The organism is Arenicella xantha (assembly GCF_003315245.1).
In the GTDB taxonomy this organism is placed as follows: domain Bacteria; phylum Pseudomonadota; class Gammaproteobacteria; order Arenicellales; family Arenicellaceae; genus Arenicella; species Arenicella xantha.
Genome location: NZ_QNRT01000008.1, coordinates 40,389 through 65,538 on the forward strand (window position 1 = coordinate 40,389; position 25,150 = coordinate 65,538).

The following is a 25,150-nucleotide window of genomic DNA, read 5'->3' on the forward strand; positions in this document are numbered from 1 at the left end:
CATAAAAAAACACGTGACAGTAGAAAATCAAAGCAATCAGGGCGACTTGCCCCGATCTCGACCTAAATGGGGGTCGTACCCAGCATTTTTGTTGGCTACGATTGGCTCATCCATCGGTTTGGGGAATGTGTGGCGATTTCCGTCAGAATTAGGTGTGCATGGTGGCACCTTTTTGTATCTGTACTTAATCAGTGTTGCGCTGGTGGCGTTTCCTCTAATTCTCGCTGAGCTTTGGATTGGTCGGGTTGGACAAGGGAATCCCGTAGCCAGTGTTCGTTCAATTGCCGAAACCGAGCATCGCTCAGGACTCTGGCAAGTTATTGGTTGGTTGGGGATACTTACTAGTTTCCTGATTTTTTCATTTTACAGCGTGGTGGCAAGCTGGATTCTGTTTTACCTAATGAGCTCTATTTCTGGGGCTTTTGTCGATATGCCGGCTGAAATAGTACAGAACTCGTTTGGCGCTTTGTTGCGCAACACCGACCAAATGCTTATCTGGCATAGCGTCTTTGTGTTGCTGGTTGTGTTGGTATTATCGCGCGACGTGCGGCATGGTTTAGAGCGATCAGTGCGGTTTTTGATGCCGGTGTTTATTGGGATACTTGTATGGTTGGCGCTGTACGCAACCGAAGTTGGTGATTATCAAACAGCCTATGACTTTATGTTTGGCTTTGATGCTAGTCGTATTAATGCCGAGATGATCGTGAGTGCTCTGACTCAAGCGTTGTTTTCTCTAAGTATTGGAATTGGCATATTAATTATGTACGGGTCTTATTTGAGCCAAGATAAGCCTTTGTTTCTAGGCGCAGGTTCAATTATGTTGTTCGATACCGGTATCGCATTGCTAATGAGCGTCACTATATTTTCGATTGTGTTTGCTTTCGGAATGCAACCCGATTCAGGGTTTGGTCTGATTTTTGAGACTTTGCCGGTCGCTTTTGCGCAGATGACAGAGAATGGTGTTTGGTGGAGTAGTGCGTTTTTCTGTTTGTTGTTGGTGGCTGCATTAACGTCGGGGTTTGCTTTGCTGGAGCCGACGATTGCATTTTTGGTCGATCGTTTATCAATGACGCGACGAATTGCCGCTTGGCTGGTGGGGGCAGGTGCTTGGTTGTTGGGCTTGTTGTCGGTTTACTCATTTAGCGAATTGCGTTTCAGTTTCTATTACTTTGGGACCGAGCGGCAAGATGGTTTTTTTGATTTGCTGAGCTTGTTGTCAATTCATATTCTATTGCCCTTAACAGCGTTGTTGATCGCGCTGTTTGCTGGTTGGCGAATGCCAACAATTAGCGATCGCGATGGACTCAAACAAAAGCCGTTTATGAGTTATCGTGTGTGGCGCTTGTGTATTTGTTATCTTGCTCCGACTATAATTGCCGTTGTGCTATTACTCGTGCTGTTTTTTCCTGGTTAGTGAAGACGCAGCCTTAATCTTGTTTATAAAAGGCTCCGGCCACGATCAGTTGTTACCAATGAAGGTTTCTCGTTCCGCATTATTGCCCTATAGCGCCGCTCAGATGTTCGATGTCATCGCTGATGTTCGGTCGTATCCTGCGTTCCTAAACTGGTGCGATGGCATGGAAATTCTTGATGAGTCGCATGAAGAGGTGGTTGCCAAATTAGTCATTGCTTATAGTAAGCTAAAGTTTTCTTTCACCACTCGTAACTTGATGCAGCGTCATGAGTCGGTTGCTATGACCTTAGTAAAAGGACCATTTTCGAACTTGCAGGGCGAATGGCTAATCACCACATTGAATGACACCGCATGCAAAGTGTCGCTAGATATGGAATTTGAATTTGAGAGCACTCTAACTCAAAAGGTCTTCGGCGGTGTTTTTCAAAGCGTCATCGCTGCGCAACTTGATGCGTTTCATAATCGCGCTAAACAACTGTATGGAGTTTAAAATGCATAATATTGACGTCGCTATTGTCTACGCAACGGCTGAGCAGCAGTGGATATTTGAGACTCAAGTTGCACGCGGCACCAGTGCCGGTGACTTGCTTATGATGTCCGGATTCTTGCAAAAGGTACCAGACTTAGATGGTCGCGCGGTTAGTGATTTATCGCTTGGTGTGTATGCGCAAAAAGTGACCGACGATCACTTGCTGCAACCTAATGATCGAGTTGAAATTTATCGGCCCTTACTGGCTGACCCAAAGGAAGTGAGGCGCCAACTGGCATTGGTCGGTAAAACTATGGGGAAAAATTAGTTTAGGGGCGTGCTTGCTTTAGTAATTTTATTTGCTTTTTTACTTCAGTGAATTGATAGAAGCTGAGTTCTTAATTTCATTATATTGCATTGGATGCGGCATATGGCTATGGTCTAGGTGGGATGAGTAACATTTAGTGTGTGGTTGTATTAATGGAGATGATAGAAGAAAGGCGGCAGAAATTTGACGCCATTCGTAGTTGCCCTTGGTTTGCCGTGTTGCCCGATACCGCTATTCATACGCTGGTTGATCGCTCGCAGATCAGGCCATATCGAAGCGGTCAATATTTATATATGGTCGGCGAAGTTCAACGACACTTATATTGTGTAATGAACGGTCGAATACGAATCAACGTGGTGAGTAGTCGCGGTCAGGAATTTGTTATGGCTAACTTGCGGCGAGGCTCATGGGTAGGCGAGGCGTCTATTGTAGAGAGCTGTTCTCGCACGCTTGAAGCCAAAGTTGATGAACCCGGCGAGATGCTGTTACTGCCGGCCGCTGCGGTTACTGCGCTTACCAAACAATATCCGTTGATCTATCGGTGCCTATTTCACGAAACCATATCGCGCTCTAAGTTAATTTCCGAATTAATGGCAGACATGCTGTTCCTGCCGTTAAAGTCGCGTTTAGCCGGCCGCTTACTTTGGCTGGCGGAAAATCATGGGGATGTTACTTCACGAGGTATCGTACTGAAAATGAAATTGAGCCAAGGTGACTTTGCCAATATGGTTATGGGGTCGCGTCAGCGCGTCAACAAAGCGATTCGCGAATGGGTTGCTGATGGCGTGGTTGCGCGCCAAGGTGATTATTATTTAATCCATGACATTGACCCGCTGCTTGAGTGTTATAGAGCTAGGGATGTTGACTAATTCGTCTGAGCTTGGCACGTTTTCTAGTTAGGTGGCTGGCATTCGGTCCGAGTAATATTGCTGTGAAAATATAGTGTGAAGGCGTTTTGCTATTTAGGGTATACAGTATTATTGATAATCAACTGGAAGCTAAAGAGCATGTGAGTCAAGCCATGCTGTGTGTCAGTCAATATTGATGGACAAAGCTAATTATATTACGTAGGCTCAATGGGGAAGCCTTAAGGTTTTAGGAATGGTTGGGTCGACATCACTATTCACGTTGGAAATAGACATTATGTCTTTGAAGATTCGACGATTAATGGTAAAAATACATATGTACGTCCATAATCATTATCATTGAAAGAATCGCCCGTCGCTGATGGATTAAGAATCGCAGTGGTTAAAGCGGGTAGGGTAAATAAGAAGGGTGGTAGTTCAAACTGCGTTAAGCAGGGTAAACCCGAAATAATAACTTGAAAACAAATCCGTCGAGGAGGAGTAGTAAATGTCGTTATCATTACGAAAAATAACCGCTGCGTTGGCACTAGCTGGTGTCGCAGCACCCGGACTGAGTATCGCTCAAGATAGTTCAGCACCATTTATGGAAGAGATTGTCGTAACTGCCACCAAGCGTGCGCAAACGTTGCAGGATATTCCTATCGCGGTTTCTGTAACTTCTTCTGAAACTATTGAACGCGCTCAAATTCAAGACATTAGTGACCTACAAAGTGTGGTTCCTAGTTTGCGTGTTAGCCAACTGCAAAGCTCGACCAATACTAACTTCGTGATTCGCGGGTTTGGTAATGGTGCAAATAATCCAGGTATTGAGCCATCGGTTGGTGTGTTCATTGACGGTGTATACCGATCTCGTTCAGCCGGTGCGATCTCAGATCTACCGAATCTAGAGCGTGTCGAAGTACTACGTGGTCCTCAAAGTACTTTGTTTGGTAAGAACGCATCCGCTGGTGTAATCAACATTGTCACGGCTAAACCCTCTGGTGAAAGCGCTGGGCAAGTATCCGGTACTATCGGCAACTACGGCCAGTTTATTGCGAAAGGCAATGTCGAAGCCGCGTTGAGCGATACAGCAGCGTTTAGTTTGGCTGCATCGACTAACACTCGTGACGGTTACGTAGAGAACACTAATCCCGGTGGAGGTAGCGATTTAAACAATCGTGATCGTCAATCCTTTCGTGGTCAATTATTGCTGAACCCTAGCGATGCTACTGAGATTCGTTTCATTGCTGATTACGATACAATCGACGAAAAGTGTTGTGCGACGGTTAATATTGTTGCCGGTCCTACATTGGGCGCGATCCAATTTGCTGGTGGTGACTTGATTGCAAATGACCGTGAGTCATTGGAAACTAAGACTAATATTGATCCGAATAATCAGCTAGACAATACTGGTTTGTCGATGCAAATCGATCACGACTTCGATTCGTTTACTTTTACGTCGATCACATCGTTCCGCAACGTTGATTCTCGTTACGACATCGATGCTGACTTCACTAGTGCAGACATTATTACTAATGAAATTTTGTCTGACATTGATACATTCACTCAAGAATTCCGTTTAACTTCTACCGGTGGCGACAAGCTTGACTGGATGGTCGGTGGTTTCTATTTTGATGAGTCAGTTGAATATCAAGATGACCTTCCTTTTGGCACTCAGTATCGTCGTTACCTAGACGCATTAGCCATCGGTGCTGGTGCTCCTGGCGCGATTGGTACAGTTGAAGCAATCTTAGGTTTGCCAGTTGGTCAAGCATTTGGTCAAGTTGGCCAAGGCTTTACGCATCAATCAACGCTAGACAACGAAGCAATTTCATTGTTCGGTCAGTTTGATTTCCATCTTAGCGATGCTCTAACCGCAACAGTCGGCTTGAGCTATACAAAAGATGAAAAGCAAGCATCGACTACTCAAACCCGTGCTGACGCCTTCTCAGGTGTTGATCGTGTTGAGCTAGGTACTGCTGTTATCTTTAATGCTTTGACTGGTTTGGCGCCAACTCCGCAAAACTTTGCCTTGGTTCCATCTGCATTCCAAGGTGCATTGGGCGCAGCTTCTAATCCAGCCACGAACCCTTTCGCTGGTTTAGCCGGCTTTCAGTTCTTGCCTCCGTATGTTGATTTTCCAAATGCCGTTGAATCTGGTGAGTCAGACGATGATGAGTTGAGTTATACCTTTCGTTTAGCCTATGACGTAAATGATAGCTTGAACGTATACGGTGGTGTATCAACCGGTTTTAAAGCGACATCTTGGAACTTGAGTCGTGATGCTGCACCATTTGCTGAAGATGTTGCTGCGCTGCGAGCAGCTGGCCTGATTCCTGCTAACTTTGTTTCAGGAACTCGTTTTGCTGGACCAGAAGAAGCTACAGTGTACGAATTGGGTTTGAAATCTAGTTTCGAGCGTGGTTCATTCAATATCGCTTTGTTTGATCAATCTATCAAAGGCTTTCAGTCTAATGCCTTCGTTGGAACTGGTTTCAACTTGACGAGTGCCGGTGAGCAGTCTACCAAGGGTGTTGAATTTGATTTGGTTTACTACCCAACCGATTCTTTACAGTTAACCTTGTCTGGTACTTTGTTGGATCCTACGTATGATTCATTCGAAGGGGCTGGCCGTGATCCACTAACCGGTGAAGTTGTTGATTTAACTGGTGTTGACCCAGCTGGTATCAACGAAGTGAGCTTATCAACTTCGTTCACCTACCGCTTCAACTTGGGATCAAATGATGCTTACTTCCGTGGCGACTACTTTTATGAAGACAGTGTTCCAATTGGTGACTTAGCAATTTCAGCTTTTGAGCGTGAAACTAAAAACCTAAATTTGGCCGCAGGTATCAATACTGAAAGTGGCCTTGGGTTCTCTATTTGGGTTCGTAACGCTACCGACCATGCGTCGTTGATCAGTGCCTTCGCCTCGGTTGCTCAAGCTGGCAGCTTTAGTGGTTACCGTACGCAACCGCGTACCTATGGCATTACCGTTTCAAAGGATTTCTAATCCTGCGAACGTGTTACCAAGACGAATGTAGTAATTTCGTTTAGAAAGCCGGCGCGAGGGTCCTACCTTGCGCCGGTTTTTTTTCGCCCAGCGACTAGTTGTCAGAATTTTCATAAACATTGGAATAGAGTCCTCTCATGAATCAGTTCAAGACCGTTCCGAACATTTTATTTGGAGCCGGCTGCAGCAAGCAGTTAGCCGATGTATGCAAATCGTCAGGAATAAGAAAGCCGTTTATTGTTACCGATAATGGCGTGCTCGCGTGTGGGTTGCTTGACCGCGTGATGTCATCTATACCGAGTGCGACCATCTATTCTGAGGTGATCGCCGACCCTCCTGCCGCGACCGTAGAGCACGCGGCCCAAATCGCCAGTGGAGACAATTGTGACGCTGTGATTGGTTTCGGTGGCGGTAGTTCGATGGATGTGGCTAAGTTGGTTGCAGTGCTAATGGGTGGGGAGCAACAGCTGGCAAAAATGTATGGAGTTGGGAATGTTGTTGGTTCTCGTGTTCCGTTGATTCAAGTCCCAACTACAGCTGGCACTGGGTCTGAAGCAACAGCTGTGGCAATTGTGACAACTGGCGAACACACTAAATCGGGCGTTGTGAGCGATCAGTTGTTTGCGGATACAATTATTTTAGATCCTGAATTGACTCTCGGTTTGCCCGCGTCAGTTACTGCGGCAACAGGCATTGACGCAATGGTGCACGCTATTGAAGCGTTTACCAGTAAGAGATTAAAGAACCCGATCTCGGATATGTTCGCACTGCGAGCGCTAGCGCTACTGTCAGGCAGTATTCACGCTGCGGTTTCGCATGGTGATGACATAATGGCGCGTAGCGATATGTTGCTCGGCGCCATGTTGGCTGGTCAGGCCTTTGCTAATGCGCCGGTGGGCGCCGTGCATGCGCTGGCGTATCCGCTAGGAGGGATTTATCACATTCCGCATGGCTTGAGTAACTCTCTGGTATTGCCTTACGTGCTGAGATTCAACGCCACTGCAGCGCTCGATCAATACGATACATTGGCCGCAGTCATCTTGGAAAGTACGGCAGTTGGCGAAGGCGCGATGCGGTTATCGGACTATTTTTTACAGCTTGCAGGTGAATTGGAATTGCCGACGACTTTACGGGCCGTAGGTATACCTGAGGACGGGCTATCGGAACTCGCCGAGCAATCACAGCTCCAACAGCGATTGCTCATAAATAACCCACGTGAAGTGTCTCTTGCCGAGTCGCTTACTATTTATCAGCAAGCATACTAGGTCTAGAAAAATATAATGTCAGTGACACGCGAGGAATATAAGTACTTTTCGGATATCACCACTCGATGGAGTGATAACGACATTTATGGCCATGTGAATAATGTCACTTATTACTCCTATTTTGATACGGTTGCCAATAATTTTCTTATTGAACGTGCAGGGTTAGATATTCATGCTGCGAGCGTGGTTGGCTTTGTCGTGGCCTCAGAGTGTCAATATCACTCACCAGTGGCTTATCCTGAACGCTTAGAGGCTGGGTTTCGGGTAAATCGCATCGGTAACCGTTCGGTTGAGTACGGCATCGCTATTTTTCAACAAGGCTCTAAGTTAGCTGCAGCGTCAGGAAGTTTTACACACGTATTCGTTAATCGGCAGGAAGGTAAATCTGTCGCTATCCCCGAAATTGTCCGACAAGCGTTATTGTCGGTAACTATCTAGATTAGGAGAAATATATGGGAAAATTAGTAACGTCAAGTTCGATATATGATGAGGTTGGTAAAGAAATCGGTGTGTCTGACTGGTTTGAAGTGACTCAAGACAACGTTGATAAGTTTGCCGATGTCACGCTGGATCATCAGTTCATTCATATTGACCCTGAAAAAGCCGCTAAATCACCGTTTGGTGGAACGATTGCACATGGTTTCTATACCATGTCGATGTTGTCGCACTTTGCCGAGTCTGGATGTGGAATTTCCATTGCTGACGCCAAAATGGGCGTCAATTATGGTTGTGATAAGTTGCGATTCATTCATCCGGTACGAGTCGGATCAAAAATACGAGGGCGTTCTGTGTTGATTGACGCCGAAGAAAAACAACCTGGACAGTTTTTGTTTAAACAACGCATTACTGTCGAGATCGAAGGTGTCGAGAAGCCAGCATTGATTGCCGAGTGGCTAACGATGGCATTTCTCTAAAGATAATATGGAGTACTAAATACATGACTATTAATTTTGAAAATCAAGTTGCAATTGTAACGGGCGCAGGCAACGGTTTAGGCCGCAGTCACGCACTTGAATTAGCTAAACGCGGTGCAAAGGTTGTTATCAATGACCTGGGTGGCGCTCGCGATGGTACCGGTGGATCGAGTCAAGCGGCTAAAGATGTGGTGGCTACGATTGAAGGCTTCGGCGGTGAGGCTTTAGCTAATGGCGCGAACGTGTCGGATGCTGAACAGGTAGCGCAAATGATCGAAGAGACCATGACTCGCTGGGGACGCATTGATGTTCTAGTAAATAACGCAGGTATTTTGCGTGATAAGACGTTTGCAAAAATGTCGCTCGATGATTTCACAGCGGTTTTAGATGTGCATTTGATGGGCAGTGTGAATTGTACTAAGGCTGTTTGGGATATCATGCGTGAACAAAATTACGGACGAATCGTGATGACAACTTCGTCGAGCGGAATGTACGGAAATTTTGGTCAGGCTAATTATGGTGCAGCCAAGATGGCGCTGGTTGGGTTGATGAATACGCTAGTGCTCGAGGGTAAAAAGTACGGCATTAATGTGAATACCTTGGCACCTACGGCAGGTACTCGAATGCTGGAAGACATTATCGAAGATGAGCAGGTAATGGACATAATGAGCGTTGAGTCGGTAACCGCAGGTCTAATTACTTTGTGCGATAAAGATGCACCGAATCGCAGTATTCTTTGTGCAGGGGCGGGCGGTTATGCGACAACGCATATCTATGAAACTGAGGGTATTTATCTGCCGCCAGAAGATCAAACGCCAGAACAAGTCCGTTTAAATATTGATGCAATCAATGCCGCCGACGGCGAAAGAATTTATACCGCTGGCTTTGAACAGACAAATAAATTTGTTGAAAAAGCGATTGCTCATTTCAAGTCAAAGGCTTGATTTGTTGAAGCTCAAGCGTTTGGTGTTTTAACAAAAAATGGAGGTTGGCCGAATGGTCAACCTCCTAACCACGAGTGTATGAATTACTAAGATATTGTTATAAGAATTCGGGTAATTTTTTGCATGCGCATGAGTTTGATGTATATCTCGAGCCGCGATCTAATTTAGCCTTGTTGGCTTAAAATTCGACGGGCTTGTGTTTACTTCTATATTGAAAATATAGTTCAAGTTATTGCTGGGACTTATCTATTAGATGCGCAAAACATTGATTTGGATTCAAAATTTTCAAATTTAGCACGTGACCCATACGTGGAGGTTGGCCAAGCGGACAACGTCGGTAACATGGACTTACCTAACTTGAATGCCTACAAGTTGAAATTGCTTTAAGTTTAAAAAGGGCAGCCGAATCAATAAATTGCGGATATGTGTTAATCAATGTTATCGGCAGTCCTTTGCCTTGATTGATGCGCCTTACGTGTTTTTTTGAGCTTATGCGACGGAGGCTAAACCGAAACGGTGAAGCATAGGTCGAGTCGTGTTTAGTGGTAAATAGCCCTAGCCCCTAGCCCTAGAGTGCTACTTTGAATTTTCTAAGCTCTCTAGTACAGCTCTTGCATTGCCCAGTGGAATTCCTGCCGCTTGGGCAGACTCTATCGTTTCATCTGCGCTGAGGTTTTTAGCTTCAATTTGGCCTATAGCCCAAATAAATGATGATCGCATTCCACTTCGGCAGTGCGCGAAGATCGGGTCCTCGTTGCTATCGATAATGGATTTAAAATTTGCTACTAAATCGTCCGGCATAGGTTGACCATTTGCCATTGGCAGGTAGTGATAGTCGATGCCATATTCAGCGGCTAATTCACGTGCTTGATGTGCGGTGAGCTGATTAGGTTCTTCGCCGTCTGGGCGGTTATTGATAATGACTTTGATGCCGGCATGAGCCAGTGCGTCAAAGTCGGCGGCTTGAATTTGGCCGCCAACGAAAATATTTTTATGTAGGTGTTTCATGGTTGTCCTGTTGCGACGATTAGTTTTTGTGCTTTGCGTTAAATTTTTTCACCAGCCGTCTCAGTGTGAGTAGTTGAGTCGTTGGGTCAGTGCTATCAGGGCCGAAGCGGATAGCATGGTAGGTATCGGTGATTTTTTCGATTTGGTGTTTTAAATGCGGTGCTTCGCGACAAGCTTTGTCTGAAAACTCTTGAGGTGATTCGTCTTGTCGCTTGTTTATATTAAGTTTTGCTAGTTTGGCAACAAACTTAAGATATAACAACTGCGCATCGCTGCGCTTGATTCTACGAGGCATGAGGCGCCAGAAATAAAACACTATTAGTGCGCCAGTAGCGCTAAACATTAATGCAACCAAAGTGCTTAGACTGTTCTCTGATTTGATGCCGAGATTTTTTAAAAGCTCTTTTTGTGTTTCGAAATCGTATTCGACAATCCATTTATTCCATTGGTATGAAATATTATTCCAGCTATCACGCATGTTGCGCATCAGTCTGGCGCCCGAGCTAGGGTTTAAGAAATCCGCTAAAGCACGTCCGGATGCGTCTCCTCCAAGACCGTCACCGTCCCAAAGTTGAAGCAGTGCATCCATGCCAAACTCTATGCGTTCAGGGCTGATCGCCGCTGTTGGATCAACGCGTTGCCAGCGCTGATTGACCCACACTTCGCTCCAAGCATGCGCATCTGAGTAGCGGACTTCCAGAAAATCACCAGCGTCATTAAAACGCCCTCCTTGATATCCAACAACCACTCGAGCCGGAATCCCCATCCAGCGCATTATTATTGTGAAGGCGCTAGCATAATGTTCGCAATACCCTGTTTTAGTATTTAGTAAAAAGTCCTCGATTTTGTTTTCGTCACTAAGCCCCGGAGGGTTAAGCGAATAGCTAAAGTCGGTGTTCTCAATGTGTTGATAAACTCGAGCAATGATGTCAGCGTCACTCTCGGCGCCGTCGCGCCACTGAGCCATCAGTGCTTGGAGGCGTGCGCTTGGCTGGCTGTCGGTTCGCAACAGTCTGTCACGGTCTACCTGCTGGTCAAAAACTGGTGGGGTTAAATTTGATCCACCTCGATAACGAAACTTGTTAGATGAGCTTTGGCTTTGGAAAACGGAGAAATCAAACAAGACTTTGCCGCGTTCGACTTCGGTGATGTAGTCCAGATAGGGAAGGTAGTGATCCGTCGTCTGCTCATGAAGTACTTGATAGCGAATGTCGTCTTCACTCGGTGTGATTGCGGCCTGTAATGCCCGTGATCTTTGAAAGTCGCGCGCATTGGGTTCTGACACTTTCCATGTGAAATTTTGTTCTTCATTCATCACTTTAACTCGCCAATACCGGTCTGCTGATATTGGCGGACTATCGTCGAACTCAACTCGAAAAGCGAGTGAGTTGTCAAAGGCCGAGGCGGCCATCTCGCCGGCTACCAAGCTGTCGCTTAGTTCTGAGCTAAGTTCATCCTGAGAAGGCAGAAAGCCGAAGTCGCCTTGTATTCTTGGAAAAAAGAAGAACAACAAAATGGCAATTGGCACGGCTTTAACCACAAGCATGGTGCTAGATTTGAAGGGAGCAAATAAACCTTGTGGTGTAGGGTTAGACAATTGGAACAAAATGCCGGTAATTGCCAAGGTGTATATAAGTACCACCGTAATACTTAAAATCGACGAATCAAACAAAAAGCTAGATGCAGCTAAAAAGTACAGAATTAGACAAACTACGAAGTAGTCTCGCAGCCCGCGTGACTCTAAAAATTTTAGTGTGGCCAATAAAACTAAAAAGCTTATGCCTGCGCGCTGGCCATTCCAACCTCCGTATAAAGCGACAATTGCGACTAAGCTGACGATCGATAAGACCATCATGATTACGCGATGAGGCGCGTTTTTTCCAGTGATAATAAGTGTTAGTTTAAGGGTGTATACCGCGAGGGCGAAGAAGCCGATGATCGGGTCGGCTATCTGAAAGTGCATCAATGCCGCCACGCCAATAATCACCGACAGTTGAATGAGCGTCTGGCGGTGTGGTTCATGGGTCGGAGGTTGGCTCGGCAACGGCGGCAGCTTAATACCTAGGCGCTTAAGTATACTCATTCTGATTCATCTCCCCATAGGGCTAGAACTCTTAGACAAGTATGAAAATGTGTTAGGCCCTTATCAAACGCTACGGTGTGATTGGGCATCTCGAGTTGATAGCGCACGCCGTCTTGTTCGGCTTGAATGATCCAGTAACAAAGTTGGCTGAGGCGATCTTCTTGGCCGAGCGAAGTTGGTAGTGCAAACCAACTTAAGTTAACGGAGCTATTGCTCTGATTTTCATACTGAATCGAAACGAGTTTGTTAGTCTTAGCGAGTGAAGGCCAATGAATGTCGCGGATTCGATCTCCTGGTTGGTAACTCTTCATGCCAGCAAAGTCTTCAGCTCCGAGTCTTATGTTCGCTGTTTGTTGCTGTTGTCCTTCATTGGAACCATCGTTGGGTAAGGGGATGAGGTTTAAAGGTTGTGGATACACCAGGCATCTATGAGGTGATTTATATTGTTTAGTCCAGCAAAAAAACAAGCCAATTGGGAACTGAGAGCTAAGTGTGATTGGGTCGCAGGTTAAATAGCCGCGTTGCAATGTAGGAAGCTTGAGTTCAACTGATTGTGACTCTCCTGCGTCTAGATGGCTCAGTCGATGAAATCCGCCACATATAAGCCATATTGCCGAGCGTTGTTTGGCGCTGGAGTTGGAAAGTGTCACTGGGAAGGTCGACGGTTCTCCTAAAAATACAGACTTACTTGGCTGAGAGCTTATGGCTAGGCCGATTACGTTGTTGTGCGTGTAAATCATTGCTACCAAACCAATCGCAATTAGAATGAATAACATCATAAATGCGGCTTGATTATTAAACTTAATGGCAATGCCAAACAGCGCGATCAAGATCAGTGAAAAATACCAACCAATGCGTGTCGGCAAGATATACAGCTGGCGGCGTCCGATAATAAAGTCTGACATATTAGGTAGTCGCTAGCTTAGAGGATCTCAGTGGACTCAATTAGTTTGTTTAAGGCGACGGTAGAGTCTTCTCCATCTGCGCAGTGCAAGCGATGCACAGCGGTGTATGGAGCCAGAATTTTGATGTCATCGGGCAGAACTGAGTCGCGTCGCTCAATCATCGCGTGTGCTTTAGCTGCCTGTAGCCATTGTAATCCTGCACGTGGCGATAGCCCGGTAACAAACGCGCCGCTTTCACGAGTTTTGGCCAGCAATGTTTGTAAATAGTCAACCAGTGCTTCGCTGACGTGGATATTGTCTACTTGGGCGATAAGTTTGGCTACTTCATCTGGCGAATAGACTGGGTCGCCTTGGGTTGCTCGCTGGTTTTTTTGCAGCAGTAGTTGACGCTCGTGTTCAGCACTTGGATATCCGAGTGAAATTCTCATTAAAAACCGATCAAGCTGCGACTCGGGCAGCGGAAACGTGCCGCTTTGTTCTAACGGGTTTTGTGTGGCGATCACAAAAAATGGATCGCTGAGAGCGATTTGTCGACCTTCTACTGAGACCTCTTTTTCTTCCATCGCTTGGAGTAACGCGCTTTGACTTTTTGGTGTGGCTCGATTTATTTCATCGGCTAACAGGATCGAAGTGAATAGCGGACCCTTTTTGAAATGAAATTTCTTTGTTTCCATATCAAAGATGGTCATACCGATTATGTCAGTGGGCAACAAATCGCTGGTGAATTGAACGCGCTTGAAGGGTAATCCAAATAGGTTTGCCAGCGCGTGCGATAAAGTAGTCTTACCCACTCCTGGTATGTCTTCTATTAACAGGTGGCCTCTCGCCAGCAGGCAGACCACGGCTAACTTGGTGGCCAGTGGGTTTCCCAAAATAACGGTATTGAGGCGGTCGAATAAAGAGTCTAATTTTTGCATTACGGTTAGATGGTTGTGATAAATCGTAGTGGTGAATTCTGAGCCGCGGACGGCTGGCGGGGAGTAGCTGATCGGGGCGTCACTCAGTGTTGTACCTTGCGCGAGAGCCACCTAATTAACGGAATGCTGTGTTCGTTCCCGTTTATTAGTGTGTCTACCAGTTCTTCGTTGTCGCACAGTCGTTGTGCAAGTAAATCAGTGTTGCGGCGTGCACAGAACAAGATCTCATCATTTTCCTGTACCGGCATGTCGGGCGAGGGCATGAGATGGCTGATATTGTCGCGCCACAAAAGTAGTGGTATGGCATTGGCGCGCGGTATGCGTTGGTGGCGGCACAAATCTTCAACGTTTAGTGCGCCACCAGCCTGCAAGTGGGATGTTAGTGCTGGTGAGCGGTCGGCGCGCACGGCTAATCGCCAAGTGACCGGAGATTTATTGCCGGTAAGCTGGCATATCTGGGCAATAAGCTCTTCCGTCGCGCTCTTGGTGAGAGTATATGAGTACTGAATGAAGCGTGTAACTAATGGGCGCGAGATTAATGTAAGAACTTCATTGGCGACCACTAGGCTGCGGCGGAAAATATAATCGCAGCGTGCTTGCTCAAATAACATCTGGTCTGATTCGTGGCTAACGCGGCCAATCGTTACGACATTTTTGTTGATTTGCTTAGCGGTAATCAAAATCGATAGATTATTAGCATCATCGTCGCTGGCGGCTACTACGACGGTGGCGTCATCGATGCCAGCTTCACGTAATGTTTTGGCCTCAGTGCCGCGCCCGACTATCGTTCCTTTAGGTGCGCGACTGGCAATTGGGTCAGGATCAACTACCGTGATCTCTACTTCAATGTCGGCCAGCGCCTGAGTGACGGCGCGACCAAAGCGACCGTAGCCGCACACTAACCAGCGACCTTTGGGGAGACCGGATTGAGCGACGCTTTGATGTAGGTGCTCTTCGCTGTGTTGGTTAATAAACCAATTCTGGATTCGGTGTAGTCCCGGGTTCTGTGTCAGAAGATTTATGCGTCGCGCGAAAGTTAAGTATGGGTTGACGATAAAGTTAGTGCCAAATGACTCCATGTTAGCGGCCTCATCTTCAATCTCGGAACGGCAGATAACCGGTACATCAGGTTTTATTAGCTTGCAAGCTACCGCCACTTTTAAATTAACGTGATCATTTTGAGTAACGGCTATCACGCCACGACACCAACCACCCTTTATGCCGGCTGATGTCAAATTCTTCGGTTCTTTTATGTCGGCATTTAAAACAATCGGCGGGATCGATAGATTGTTCAATTCAATAGCGTTGGTGCGTTCCGGGTCGATGTCAATCACCACGGTTTGAATGCCCATGTCGGCTAAACCTTGAGTGATCAATTCGCCGGTTTCTCCATAGCCGCATATTATGTAGAACGGTTGGTCAATTCGATTGATGCTGACTCGGAAGTTGCGTTCAGATACCGCATAGCGGAAGGTTTCATCTTGAACCAATCTAAGTAAGCTACCGATTCCGTAAAGCCAAGCTATCACCGAGGTGTAAATGCAGCCGAGTACCCAGGCTCTTTGAGCGTCGGTGAACGGGTAGGGTATTTCGCCAAAGCCAATGGTCGTGCCCATAAAGCTTACAAAATAGAAGGCATGAAAAAAACTCATGTGCCAAGTGTCGCCGTTCGGGTCGATGCCTGGCATTAAGGTCATTCCGATGGTCGATATTGAATAGACGCTGATCAAAAAGATCAACGGCATCCGCATGCGCCGGAGAATTAAAAAAAAGATATCTGACAAAGTGAAGTCTCGCTAAAGCTGGTTGTGAGCCTATTTGCGAATTTGCCCAGTTTCGATAATGAGTAGAATGACAGATATTAGGTTTGCCATTAGTGCGCCGCCTGCTAATGAGGTAATGCTGGCCATTGCCATCGGCGAAATTACTCGTCCGTCGGTTGTTGCTAATGCCCAGGTGATCGCCGCGGTAATAAGTAGCCCGTCAACTACGAGGCTGGATGCCAGTACTGTTGAGCCGAAATGAGTGCGGTCGCCGAATTTCATCACGGTGCAAATTAAACTGATAAATAGGGCGGCGAATAGTTCGTAGGGATGGTGATGGGTTGACTCGGAAATCTCACCTAGAAAGAAGCCAAAATTAAGTGACAGGGCGAGAATTATAAAGAACGCGAAGACAACTTTCTCAAAGTTCATGGGCAATCCTATTAAAGCTAACTCTTTTGTGCGGTTGAAGACTGGTTGTATCCTATCTCCGACACTGTTTCACAAGCGTGAAAGTGATGTTGGGATGGAGTCTGGATAATAGCAGATCGAGGTAAAATTAAAGCTTAGCACAAAAGTCGGCATTTCGGTCTTGACCATCGGGCGGTGATGACAGATTCTGACAGACTTGTTCAGCACAAGAGCGCTATATCTGAACGCCAACTAACTGTTGCTCGCTTTGGCAAAGTTGTATACTATGCGCGCGCAAGAGGTATGCCGGTATTCTAGTTAGGCAGATGATTTACCACCGGTATAGCACGCTAACCACGTAAGGCAGCCAATTCGAGATTTGGCGAGGTATTCATTGTTTTTCAAGATAAAGAAAGGGCTTGATATCCCACTAAAGGGTCGTCCAGACGAGAGAATTGATGTGGCTAATGAAGTCACTACAGTTGCGGTACTTGGAAGTGATTATGTTGGCTTGAAGCCCACCATGCTGGTCAAAGAAGGTGACCGGGTCAAAGAGGGTTCACCGCTTTTCGAAGACAAAAAGAATCCTGGTGTCGTTGTCACGTCGCCAGCGGCAGGAATTGTCTCGGCTATTAATCGTGGCGCTCGACGCGTACTGATCTCCGTTGTTATCGAAATAGATGGCAAAGACAGCGAGTCGTTTGAGCTACCAGACAATACGTCGATTTCAGCTGACCAGCTGCGCAAGGTTCTTCAGCAATCAGGCCTTTGGGCTTCATTTCGCACTCGCCCGTATGGCAAAGTGCCGGCGGTTGCGGCAGTTCCGAATTCGATCTTTGTTAATGCGATGGACACGAACCCCTTGGCGGTTGAGCCAAGTGTGATTATTAACGAGCGTGCGTCTGACTTCGCCATGGGCGTAGGTCTGCTGAGCAAGTTCGATGTGCCGGTCTATGTTTGTCAAGGCGAGAACGCTAAGCTCCCTGAATTGTCCGGCTCAAATGTCCAGCTTGCTACCTTCGCGGGGAAGCATCCAGCGGGCTTGAGTAGTACGCATGTTCATTTTATCGACCCAGTTAATGCCGCTAAATCAGTCTGGACCCTTGGGTATCAAGATGTGATTGCTATTGGCGCACTGTTTAATAGCGGAAAGCTTGATGTTTCTCGCTATGTGGCCGTGGCTGGCCCATTAGTGAATTCACCAAGAGTATTCGCTACTCGCCTTGGTGCTAACTTGACCGAATTGGTCGCTAGCCGTACCGCTGAGGGCAAGCAACGCGTGATTAGCGGTTCAGTATTGAATGGTCATACTGCGGTTGGCGATACCGACTTCTTGGGCCGATACGATAATTTGGTGTCAGTCATTGAGGAGCATGATGATCGTGAATTTATGGGTTGGATTGCGCCTGGGCGCAACAAGTTCTCGGCGCTAAACGTCTTTGTTTCCAGCATATTTAAGCCTAAGTCGTATAATATTTCGACTTCTCAGTATGGCAGTCCACGAGCGATTGTGCCGATTGGCGTGTTCGAGAAGGTGATGCCGCTGGATATTCTGCCAACGCCGCTAATTAAGTCGATTTTGGTTAAAGATACCGACTCCGCTCAGGAGCTTGGTTGTTTGGAGTTGGTCGAAGAAGATCTCTCGTTACTGTCATTTGTTGATCCCGGTAAGCATGACTTCGGTCCGGTGCTTAGATCAACCCTCACTCAAATCGAGAAGGAAGGTTAATATGTCTTTTCTACGTCGAACCCTCGATAGCATCCATCCCCACGTTGCTAAGGGTGGGAAATATGAAAAATTTTATGCGCTCTACGAAGCGGTAGATACGATATTTTACTCGCCAGCGGATGTGAATCGCGGGCGTAATCACGTGCGCGACGGTATCGACTTAAAGCGTGTGATGATTTATGTGTGGCTGGCGGCTATGCCCACCATGCTTATGGGCTGTTATAACGTCGGTTTGCAGGCGAATACTGCAATGGCGAGCCTTGGAATCACCGAGGTTGTCGGCTGGCGTGGTGATATTTTGTCATTATTTGGCATTGGTATTGATCCGGCCAGCGTATTCGATAATTTTTGGCACGGGTTTTGGTACTGGTTTCCTATTTACGCCGTCGTATTTATTGTTGGCGGGTTTTGGGAAGTGTTGTTCGCTTCAGTGCGCGGACATGAAATTAACGAAGGTTTCTTTGTTACCTCTATTTTATTCAGCTTGATCGTTCCGGCTACGTTGCCGTTATGGCAGGCGGCGCTGGGTATTAGTTTTGGTATTGTAATCGGTAAAGAAGTCTTTGGCGGTACCGGCAAGAACTTCTTAAATCCAGCGTTGACCGCTCGGGCATTTTTGTATTTCGCATATCCTGCGCAAATTTCCGGTGATGCTGTTTGGGTCGCAGTTGACGGTTACACCGGCGCAACCGCGTTAAGTGTGGCGGCCAACGGCGGCGTGCAAGCGTTGATTGATGCTGGTTTCAGTATTCAACAATCGTTGCTGGGTCATATAGCGGGTTCGATCGGCGAAACTTCGCTTATTGCAATCGGTATAGGCGCGTTATTCTTGCTGTTTACCAAAGTTGCGTCGTGGCGAATTATGCTCGGTGTCGGTGCCGGTGTTGTCGCGACTAGCCTGCTGTTTAACGTGATTGGCAGTGAGACCAATCCAATGTTTAGTTTGACACCTCAATGGCATCTTGTGATCGGTGGTCTAGCCTTTGGTTTGGTATACATGGCAACGGATCCTGTTAGTGCCTCGATGACCAATACAGGTCGTTTCTGGTATGGCTTTTTAATCGGTCTGATGACGGTGTTGATTCGCGTGGTGAATCCAGCATTTCCTGAGGGGATTATGTTGGCGATCTTGTTTGCAAACCTCTTTGCACCGTTAATCGATTGGTTTGTAGTACAAGCCAATATTAAGCGCCGCGCGGCACGTTATGCAGCGTAATCGGAGTCCAAAAATGAGAAAAAACACATTTTATCGGCAACAGGGCTTTTTTAGCCTGCCGAACGACAATATTGTTAAAACCATTGGGGTTGCGCTCTTGCTGTGTCTGATTTGCTCGATCATTGTATCGGGTTCAGCAACACTGCTAAAACCAAAGCAAGTAGCTAATAAGTTGCTGGATAAGAAGAGTAATATTTTAACCGTGTCTGGTTTGAGTGACCCTAGTAAAACCGTTGATGAGCTTTTTAAGCAAGTCGAAACACGGGTCATTGATTTGCGTACTGGTGAATATACTGATGCGGTTGATGCCGATACGTTTGATCAGAGAAAAGCGTCTAAGGACGCAGAGTATCGGATTGATTTGGCTAAAAATGAGGACATCGCCGGAGTTGGCGGTATTTCGAAATATGCCAATGTCTACTTGGTTCGTGATCAAGGTGAAATCAGTAAAATCGTTCTGCCGATTAAAGGCTACGGTTTATGGTCTACGTTATACGGCTTTTTAGCGCTCGAAAGTGACGGCAATACGGTAAGCAGTATCACGTTTTATGAACACGGTGAAACGCCGGGTCTGGGCGGTGAGATTGAGAACCCAAAATGGCAGGCGAGTTGGCACGGTAAGCAAGTGTCTGAGACGATCGGCAATCCGGTTATTCGGTTGATCAAAGGTTCAGTAGATCCAAGTGCTGCCGATGCTGAGCATAAAATTGACGGCTTAGCTGGCGCGACATTGACCAGTAACGGGGTCACCAATTTAGTGCAGTTTTGGATGGGCGATAAAGCCTTTGGCCCATACTTGAAGCGTGTCCATGAGGGCACAGTAGACAGTTCAGCGGCTGCCGCTGTAACAACAACGACTAACGGGAAAAGCTAAATTATGGCTAGCGAAGCAAGAAAAGCGCTCTTTGAGCCTTTAGTCTCGAATAATCCGATCGCGCTACAGATCCTCGGGATTTGTTCTGCACTTGCAGTGACATCCCAACTGTCAGTGGCTCTGATTATGTGTTTGGCTCTCACCAGCGTGACAGCCTTCTCCAGTTTATCAATCAGCTTGATTCGTAACCATATTCCATCGAGTATTCGTATCATCGTGCAGATGACGATTATTGCCTCGTTGGTTATTGTGGTGGATCAGTTGTTGAAAGCCTATGCTTTTGATGTCAGTAAAAAGCTCGCTGTTTTCGTCGGCTTAATCATTACCAACTGTATCGTAATGGGCCGGGCTGAAGCCTATGCCATGAAGAATACCCCGTGGAACTCGTTCTTGGATGGTATCGGCAATGGCTTAGGCTATAGCTTGATTTTGATTATCGTGGCAGTGTTCCGAGAGTTGTTTGGCTCGGGTTCATTGCTCGGATTTCAAATTTTTACGCCTGTGTCTGACGGTGGTTGGTATACGCCAAATGGACTGATGTTATTAGCTCCGAGTGCGTTCATCATTATTGGTTTAACGATTTGGGTTATACGTTCGTTCAAGACAGATCAAGTCGAACAGCCGGACTTTAAAATCCAAAATGCGCACAGCACGGCAGGAGGGTCGCACTAATGGATCTACTCAGTTTAGCGGTTAAGGCCATATTTATTGAAAATTTGGCGCTTTCCTTCTTTTTGGGGATGTGTACGTTTCTAGCGGTCTCCAAAAAGATTCAAACAGCTCTCGGTCTCGGTTTTGCGGTCTTCGTGGTATTGGCAATTACTGTTCCGATCAATAATTTGATCTATCAGAATTTTTTGCAAGAAGGCGCATTAGCTTGGGCAGGTTTACCTAATGTTGACCTGAGTTTTCTCGGCCTGATTAGCTACATCGGCGTTATTGCGGCATTGGTTCAAATTCTTGAGATGTTTCTTGATCGGTTTGTACCTGCTTTATACAACGCATTAGGTATATTCTTGCCACTGATCACGGTGAATTGTGCGATTCTTGGCGCGTCTCTATTTATGGTCGAGCGCGATTACACATTCTCTGAAAGCTTAGTGTATGGCGCAAGTAGTGGTATTGGCTGGGCGTTAGCGATTGTTGCGTTGGCCGGTATTCGTGAGAAATTGAAATACAGTGATGTGCCTGATGGCTTGCAGGGGCTAGGAATCACATTTATCACCGTCGGTCTGATGTCGCTAGGATTCTTGGCGTTCTCCGGAATCCAACTGTAAGACTTGATTAGAGAGTTGATATGTTAGAAATAGGTTTAGGCGTAGGTTTTTTTACAACTATCGTGTTGGCGCTGGTCGCTGTGATTCTATTTGCCAAGAGCAAGTTGGTTGCGAGCGGCAATGTTAAGATTTCGATTAATGGTGAAAAAGAGATAGAAGTACCAGCTGGCGGTAAATTGCTCGGCGTACTTGCCGACAATAAATTGTTTGTCCCTTCTGCTTGTGGTGGCGGTGGTACTTGTGCGCAATGTCGTGTACGTATTTTTGAAGGCGGTGGTTCGATATTGCCGACCGAAGAAACGCATATCACTAAACGTGAAGCGGCTTGCGGCGACCGGTTGTCGTGCCAAGTTACGGTCAAACAGGACATGAAGATTGAAGTTCCGGAAGAAGTCTTCGGGGTCAAGCAGTGGCGTTGTACCGTGCGCTCTAACGATAACGTTGCGACGTTTATTAAAGAGTTAGTCTTAGAGTTACCTGAAGGCGAAAATGTTGATTTCCGCGCAGGTGGATATATCCAAATAGAATGTCCGCCGCATACTGTCAAGTACACTGACTTTCAGGTGCAAGACGAGTACAAGCCGGATTGGGATCATTTTAACATTTGGCAATACGAGTCGGTGGTTAACGAAACCGTGGTGCGTGCTTATTCAATGGCTAATTACCCTGAAGAGAAAGGGATTATTATGCTGAATGTTCGTATCGCATCGCCGCCGCCTAGAACTGAAGGGTTGCCACCTGGTCAGATGTCGTCTTACATTTTCAACCTCAAGGCTGGCGACGAAGTTACGATTTCTGGTCCGTTCGGCGAGTTCTTTGCTAAGAAGACCGACGCTGAGATGGTGTTTGTTGGCGGTGGTGCTGGTATGGCGCCAATGCGTTCACACATCTTCGATCAATTAGAGCGTATTAAAACCGACCGTAAGATGACGTTTTGGTATGGTGCACGAAGTAAGCGCGAAATGTTCTATGTAGAAGATTTTGATCGGCTTGCGGCTGAACATGATAATTTTGAATGGCATGTTGCGTTGTCTGACCCTCAGCCTGAAGATGATTGGGACGGCGATACTGGCTTTATTCACAATGTATTGTATGAGAACTACTTAAAGGATCATGAAGCGCCGGAAGATTGCGAATTCTATATGTGTGGTCCGCCAATGATGAATCAGGCTGTGATCAATATGTTGCACGAGCTTGGTGTGGAAGACGAAAATATACTGCTAGATGATTTTGGTGGTTAGTTTATGAGTAATCGACATACTCGATTATTTAAAAACAGCGAGCGTTGCTCGCTGTTTTTGATTGTGATGCTTGGCCTCGTGTTGTTAGGTGGTTGCCAGCCTACCGCGACAGAGGTGCGCGAGTGGGTTTTCTCTGGCCCGATAATGGGGACTCAGTATCGAGTAGTGGTGATCGCGCCTGAGAGCTTAGATGCATCCGCTACCGAGCAAGTTATTATGACGGCGATGGAGTCAGTTAATCAGGCTATGTCCACTTATATAAGTGGATCTGAGCTGAGCCAGTTTAATCGACAGGTGGCTGATCAGCCTACTAGCCTGTCTGCGGACCTAAATAGTGTGGTTGCCGAAGCGCTCGAGATAGCCGCGCTGACCGACGGTGCTTTCGACCCTACGATAGGACCCGCCGTAAACTTATGGGGCTTCGGCCCGCAGGGGCGCATTACGCGCAAACCTAATGAGTCGGAGTTAGATTCTTTAAGGCAATCTATTGGTTATCAAAAACTGAGTTTAAACGACTCGGTGTTAAGTAAAAAAGTTGATGGTGTTACGCTAGATCTTTCGGCGATTGCGAAAGGCTTTGCGGTCGACAAGGTCGCACAGTCATTAGCTGGCAAGGGTTTGAATCGATTTTTGGTTGATATCGGTGGTGAACTCAGAGCTTCCGGTGCTGCGTTATCTGGCGACAGTTGGCGGATAGCCATTGAGAAGCCGCAAATTCTTGGCGGTGTGCAGCAAGTAATCGAACTGCGCGACCAAGCTATCGCCACCTCTGGAGATTATCGCAACTTTATACAGATTGATGGTCAGCCATTCTCCCATACCATCTCGCCAGAAACTTTAAAGCCGGTGTTTCATCGGTTGGCCTCAGTGAGTGTAATCACTCAGCGCGCGAGTACTGGTGATGCATTAGCTACCGCATTGATGTCGATGGGGGAGGAGCGTGCTATGGCCTTCATTGAAGATCACGGTTTGGCTGCTTATTTGCTCATTCGTAAAGAAAACTCTGAAGAATTAGAAACGTATATTAGCGATGAGTTTAATACGAATTTACAATAATTCCCTTGCACTATGGGCAGGTGGTTACTACAGTACGTGATGTAGACAAAGTTGGATCGATCGGCCTGGTAGGGGGGCTAAATCGAATATATTCCATACAATGTTACCCTGCCTAACTTGGCGATTTCACGATTTGATCGATGCTTATTGGTATTCTGTCTCGTGAGTTAGTCGTCTGATAGAGCTGTCTTTATGAATATGTTTTTAGTGAGCTTTCTGGTCTTCGTACTTGTAATGATCGGAATGGCAATAGGCGTTATTGTTAGCAATCGTGAAATCAAAGGCAGTTGTGGTGGCCTTAATGATATTGACGGGCTCAAGGGCGCATGTGACATTTGCGAAGGTAAGAAGGTATGTCGACGCCGTCGCCAAATGGAGCGAAAGGCTTTGATGGAGAACGCATAGTTCTCCGTATGGATACCCAATCATGATCTCTCAACCAGCAAGGCACCTCGCGTCCACATCGATTCCGGACATGGCGACGCCGCAAGAGAATGGGGCTATTCGCGAATGTAATGGCAAGATTTGCATTCATATAGATGGTTATTGGATTCGTTATTATCCGCCACCACCGAACACCATGGCTGAGAAGAAGGATCTGATCTTTTCACTACGTCGACGTGTTTTTCATCATACCGAAGAGGGCATTAACTCACCGGGATGGCGACTCGAAATTGCGCGCAAGTACTACGAAGAAGAAGTTGATCCTGCCCGCAAGCGTGTGAAAGCGGCGATGCTCGCTGGCTCTTTGTTTAATCGCGCGACGGATATCTTTGCCAGCGTGGTCGATCTTGAGGATAAGGGTATCCAGATTGACGATAACAATCAGCTAATGAAGCAATGCGAAGCCTGTTTTATGGAAGCCTTAGAGCTTGGTAAAGAGGTTAAGCATTTTAGTGGCGAAGAGGGCGTTGACGAACTTTGGGGCGAGCCATTCAAGGCGTTTTCGTTTCCGATGGATAAGTTCTTTGAAAGTCGCTATGTCAAACTTGCTCAGACTTTTGTTGCTATCGATAAAATCATAGACCGAATGGTCGATGTATTTGTTAAAGTTGATGGCTTTGAAGGCGTGTTGCCGATGCTTAATGAGCTCAGAGAGGCGGCTAAAACAGAAGTAGAAACTATGCGTCGAGATGAAGCTATCTACGAAGTGTGGCCGAGATACGTCGCAGCCAAAGAAGCTATCATGCATTTTCAACCTTGTGGGCTCAGTAATCGTGCTGATCGTATTCGGTATTGGGAAGACGGTATGCGTTTACTGCATATGGGGAAAGACGTTATCAGTTATTTGAGTGGCGTTCGTGTACCTATGCCAGTCACCACGGCTAATTACATGGCAAACTGTGATCTCTACGAACAAAACGGTTCACTGGATAGCGAATTCTCTATTCCACAACATTGTTTTCAATCTCAAGATAAATGTACTAAATAGTCATTGTTAGTTGATGCCGCCGCTTAACGGTATAAATAGTCTTTCT

At 46.5% G+C, this 25,150-nt stretch carries 24 protein-coding genes; 18 read left to right on the top strand and 6 right to left on the bottom strand.

Annotation, left to right across the window (positions count from 1 at the left end):
* The first annotated feature begins 13 nt into the window (after positions 1-13).
* The 9 genes from DFR28_RS18035 (at position 14) to DFR28_RS18075 (ending at position 9,192) form a co-directional block, all read left to right on the top strand.
* The gene (locus tag DFR28_RS18035) at positions 14-1,414 is read left to right on the top strand and encodes a sodium-dependent transporter (RefSeq protein WP_113955793.1); all 1,401 of its coding nucleotides are present in this window, start codon (positions 14-16) and stop codon (positions 1,412-1,414) included.
* Between the two features lie 58 nt (positions 1,415-1,472).
* Entirely contained in the window at positions 1,473-1,904 is a 432-nt protein-coding gene (locus DFR28_RS18040; RefSeq protein WP_113955794.1) for a type II toxin-antitoxin system RatA family toxin, read from the top strand.
* 1 nt (position 1,905) lies between these two features.
* Positions 1,906-2,211 carry an RnfH family protein gene (locus DFR28_RS18045; protein WP_113955851.1) on the top strand — a complete coding sequence of 102 codons (306 nt, stop codon included), beginning with the start codon at positions 1,906-1,908 and terminating at the stop codon, positions 2,209-2,211.
* 152 nt (positions 2,212-2,363) lie between these two features.
* Positions 2,364-3,080 (top strand): Crp/Fnr family transcriptional regulator, encoded by a 717-nt coding sequence (locus tag DFR28_RS18050; protein WP_113955795.1) that lies wholly within the window; start codon positions 2,364-2,366, stop codon positions 3,078-3,080.
* 484 nt (positions 3,081-3,564) lie between these two features.
* Entirely contained in the window at positions 3,565-6,069 is a 2,505-nt protein-coding gene (locus tag DFR28_RS18055; protein WP_113955796.1) for a TonB-dependent receptor, read from the top strand.
* A 137-nt stretch (positions 6,070-6,206) separates the two neighbouring features.
* Entirely contained in the window at positions 6,207-7,334 is a 1,128-nt protein-coding gene (locus tag DFR28_RS18060) for an iron-containing alcohol dehydrogenase (protein ID WP_113955797.1), read from the top strand.
* 15 nt (positions 7,335-7,349) lie between these two features.
* Positions 7,350-7,772 (top strand): acyl-CoA thioesterase, encoded by a 423-nt coding sequence (locus tag DFR28_RS18065; protein WP_113955798.1) that lies wholly within the window; start codon positions 7,350-7,352, stop codon positions 7,770-7,772.
* Positions 7,773-7,786: 14 nt separating this feature from the next.
* On the top strand, positions 7,787-8,248 hold the full coding sequence (locus DFR28_RS18070; RefSeq protein WP_113955799.1) for a MaoC family dehydratase: 462 nt from the start codon (positions 7,787-7,789) through the stop codon (positions 8,246-8,248).
* 23 nt (positions 8,249-8,271) lie between these two features.
* Positions 8,272-9,192, top strand: a complete 921-nt coding sequence (locus DFR28_RS18075; protein WP_113955800.1) for an SDR family NAD(P)-dependent oxidoreductase — start codon at positions 8,272-8,274, stop codon at positions 9,190-9,192.
* 576 nt (positions 9,193-9,768) lie between these two features.
* Here the strand turns inward: DFR28_RS18075 and DFR28_RS18080 are convergent.
* The 6 genes from DFR28_RS18080 to DFR28_RS18105 all read right to left on the bottom strand — a co-directional run bounded on the left by DFR28_RS18080 (position 9,769) and on the right by DFR28_RS18105 (position 16,300).
* Entirely contained in the window at positions 9,769-10,200 is a 432-nt protein-coding gene (locus tag DFR28_RS18080; RefSeq protein ID WP_113955801.1) for a protein tyrosine phosphatase family protein, read from the bottom strand.
* A 19-nt stretch (positions 10,201-10,219) separates the two neighbouring features.
* Positions 10,220-12,283 (bottom strand): transglutaminase TgpA family protein, encoded by a 2,064-nt coding sequence (locus DFR28_RS18085; RefSeq protein WP_113955802.1) that lies wholly within the window; start codon positions 12,281-12,283, stop codon positions 10,220-10,222.
* On the bottom strand, positions 12,280-13,188 hold the full coding sequence (locus DFR28_RS18090) for a DUF58 domain-containing protein (RefSeq protein ID WP_113955803.1): 909 nt from the start codon (positions 13,186-13,188) through the stop codon (positions 12,280-12,282). Before DFR28_RS18090 ends, DFR28_RS18085 begins: the two co-directional genes overlap by 4 nt.
* Positions 13,189-13,205: 17 nt before the next feature.
* A complete protein-coding gene (locus DFR28_RS18095) occupies positions 13,206-14,105 on the bottom strand; it encodes an AAA family ATPase (protein WP_113955852.1) in 900 nt (299 codons plus the stop codon).
* An 83-nt stretch (positions 14,106-14,188) separates the two neighbouring features.
* Entirely contained in the window at positions 14,189-15,889 is a 1,701-nt protein-coding gene (locus DFR28_RS18100) for a potassium channel family protein (RefSeq protein ID WP_147251058.1), read from the bottom strand.
* A 30-nt stretch (positions 15,890-15,919) separates the two neighbouring features.
* The gene (locus DFR28_RS18105; protein WP_113955805.1) at positions 15,920-16,300 is read right to left on the bottom strand and encodes a DUF6394 family protein; all 381 of its coding nucleotides are present in this window, start codon (positions 16,298-16,300) and stop codon (positions 15,920-15,922) included.
* 373 nt (positions 16,301-16,673) lie between these two features.
* On the opposite strand from DFR28_RS18105, the gene DFR28_RS18110 reads away from it, so the two are divergent.
* The 9 genes from DFR28_RS18110 to DFR28_RS18150 all read left to right on the top strand — a co-directional run bounded on the left by DFR28_RS18110 (position 16,674) and on the right by DFR28_RS18150 (position 25,104).
* Positions 16,674-18,008, top strand: coding sequence for a Na(+)-translocating NADH-quinone reductase subunit A (locus DFR28_RS18110; protein WP_113955806.1), 1,335 nt, complete (start codon positions 16,674-16,676; stop codon positions 18,006-18,008).
* Position 18,009: 1 nt separating this feature from the next.
* Entirely contained in the window at positions 18,010-19,224 is a 1,215-nt protein-coding gene (locus DFR28_RS18115; protein WP_113955807.1) for an NADH:ubiquinone reductase (Na(+)-transporting) subunit B, read from the top strand.
* Positions 19,225-19,237: 13 nt separating this feature from the next.
* On the top strand, positions 19,238-20,098 hold the full coding sequence (locus DFR28_RS18120) for a Na(+)-translocating NADH-quinone reductase subunit C (RefSeq protein WP_113955853.1): 861 nt from the start codon (positions 19,238-19,240) through the stop codon (positions 20,096-20,098).
* A gap of 3 nt (positions 20,099-20,101) precedes the next feature.
* Positions 20,102-20,770 (top strand): NADH:ubiquinone reductase (Na(+)-transporting) subunit D, encoded by a 669-nt coding sequence (locus DFR28_RS18125; RefSeq protein WP_113955808.1) that lies wholly within the window; start codon positions 20,102-20,104, stop codon positions 20,768-20,770.
* Complete coding sequence (nqrE, locus tag DFR28_RS18130; protein ID WP_113955809.1) at positions 20,770-21,375, top strand: NADH:ubiquinone reductase (Na(+)-transporting) subunit E; 606 nt, start codon at positions 20,770-20,772, stop codon at positions 21,373-21,375. Before DFR28_RS18125 ends, nqrE begins: the two co-directional genes overlap by 1 nt.
* Before the next feature lie 20 nt (positions 21,376-21,395).
* Positions 21,396-22,616: an NADH:ubiquinone reductase (Na(+)-transporting) subunit F gene (gene nqrF, locus DFR28_RS18135; RefSeq protein ID WP_113955810.1), complete on the top strand. Its 1,221-nt coding sequence runs from the start codon at positions 21,396-21,398 to the stop codon at positions 22,614-22,616.
* Between the two features lie 3 nt (positions 22,617-22,619).
* Complete coding sequence (locus DFR28_RS18140) at positions 22,620-23,672, top strand: FAD:protein FMN transferase (RefSeq protein ID WP_113955811.1); 1,053 nt, start codon at positions 22,620-22,622, stop codon at positions 23,670-23,672.
* Between the two features lie 192 nt (positions 23,673-23,864).
* A complete protein-coding gene (gene nqrM, locus DFR28_RS18145; RefSeq protein ID WP_113955812.1) occupies positions 23,865-24,077 on the top strand; it encodes a (Na+)-NQR maturation NqrM in 213 nt (70 codons plus the stop codon).
* 22 nt (positions 24,078-24,099) lie between these two features.
* Entirely contained in the window at positions 24,100-25,104 is a 1,005-nt protein-coding gene (locus tag DFR28_RS18150) for a hypothetical protein (protein WP_147251059.1), read from the top strand.
* The last annotated feature ends 46 nt before the right edge of the window (positions 25,105-25,150 follow it).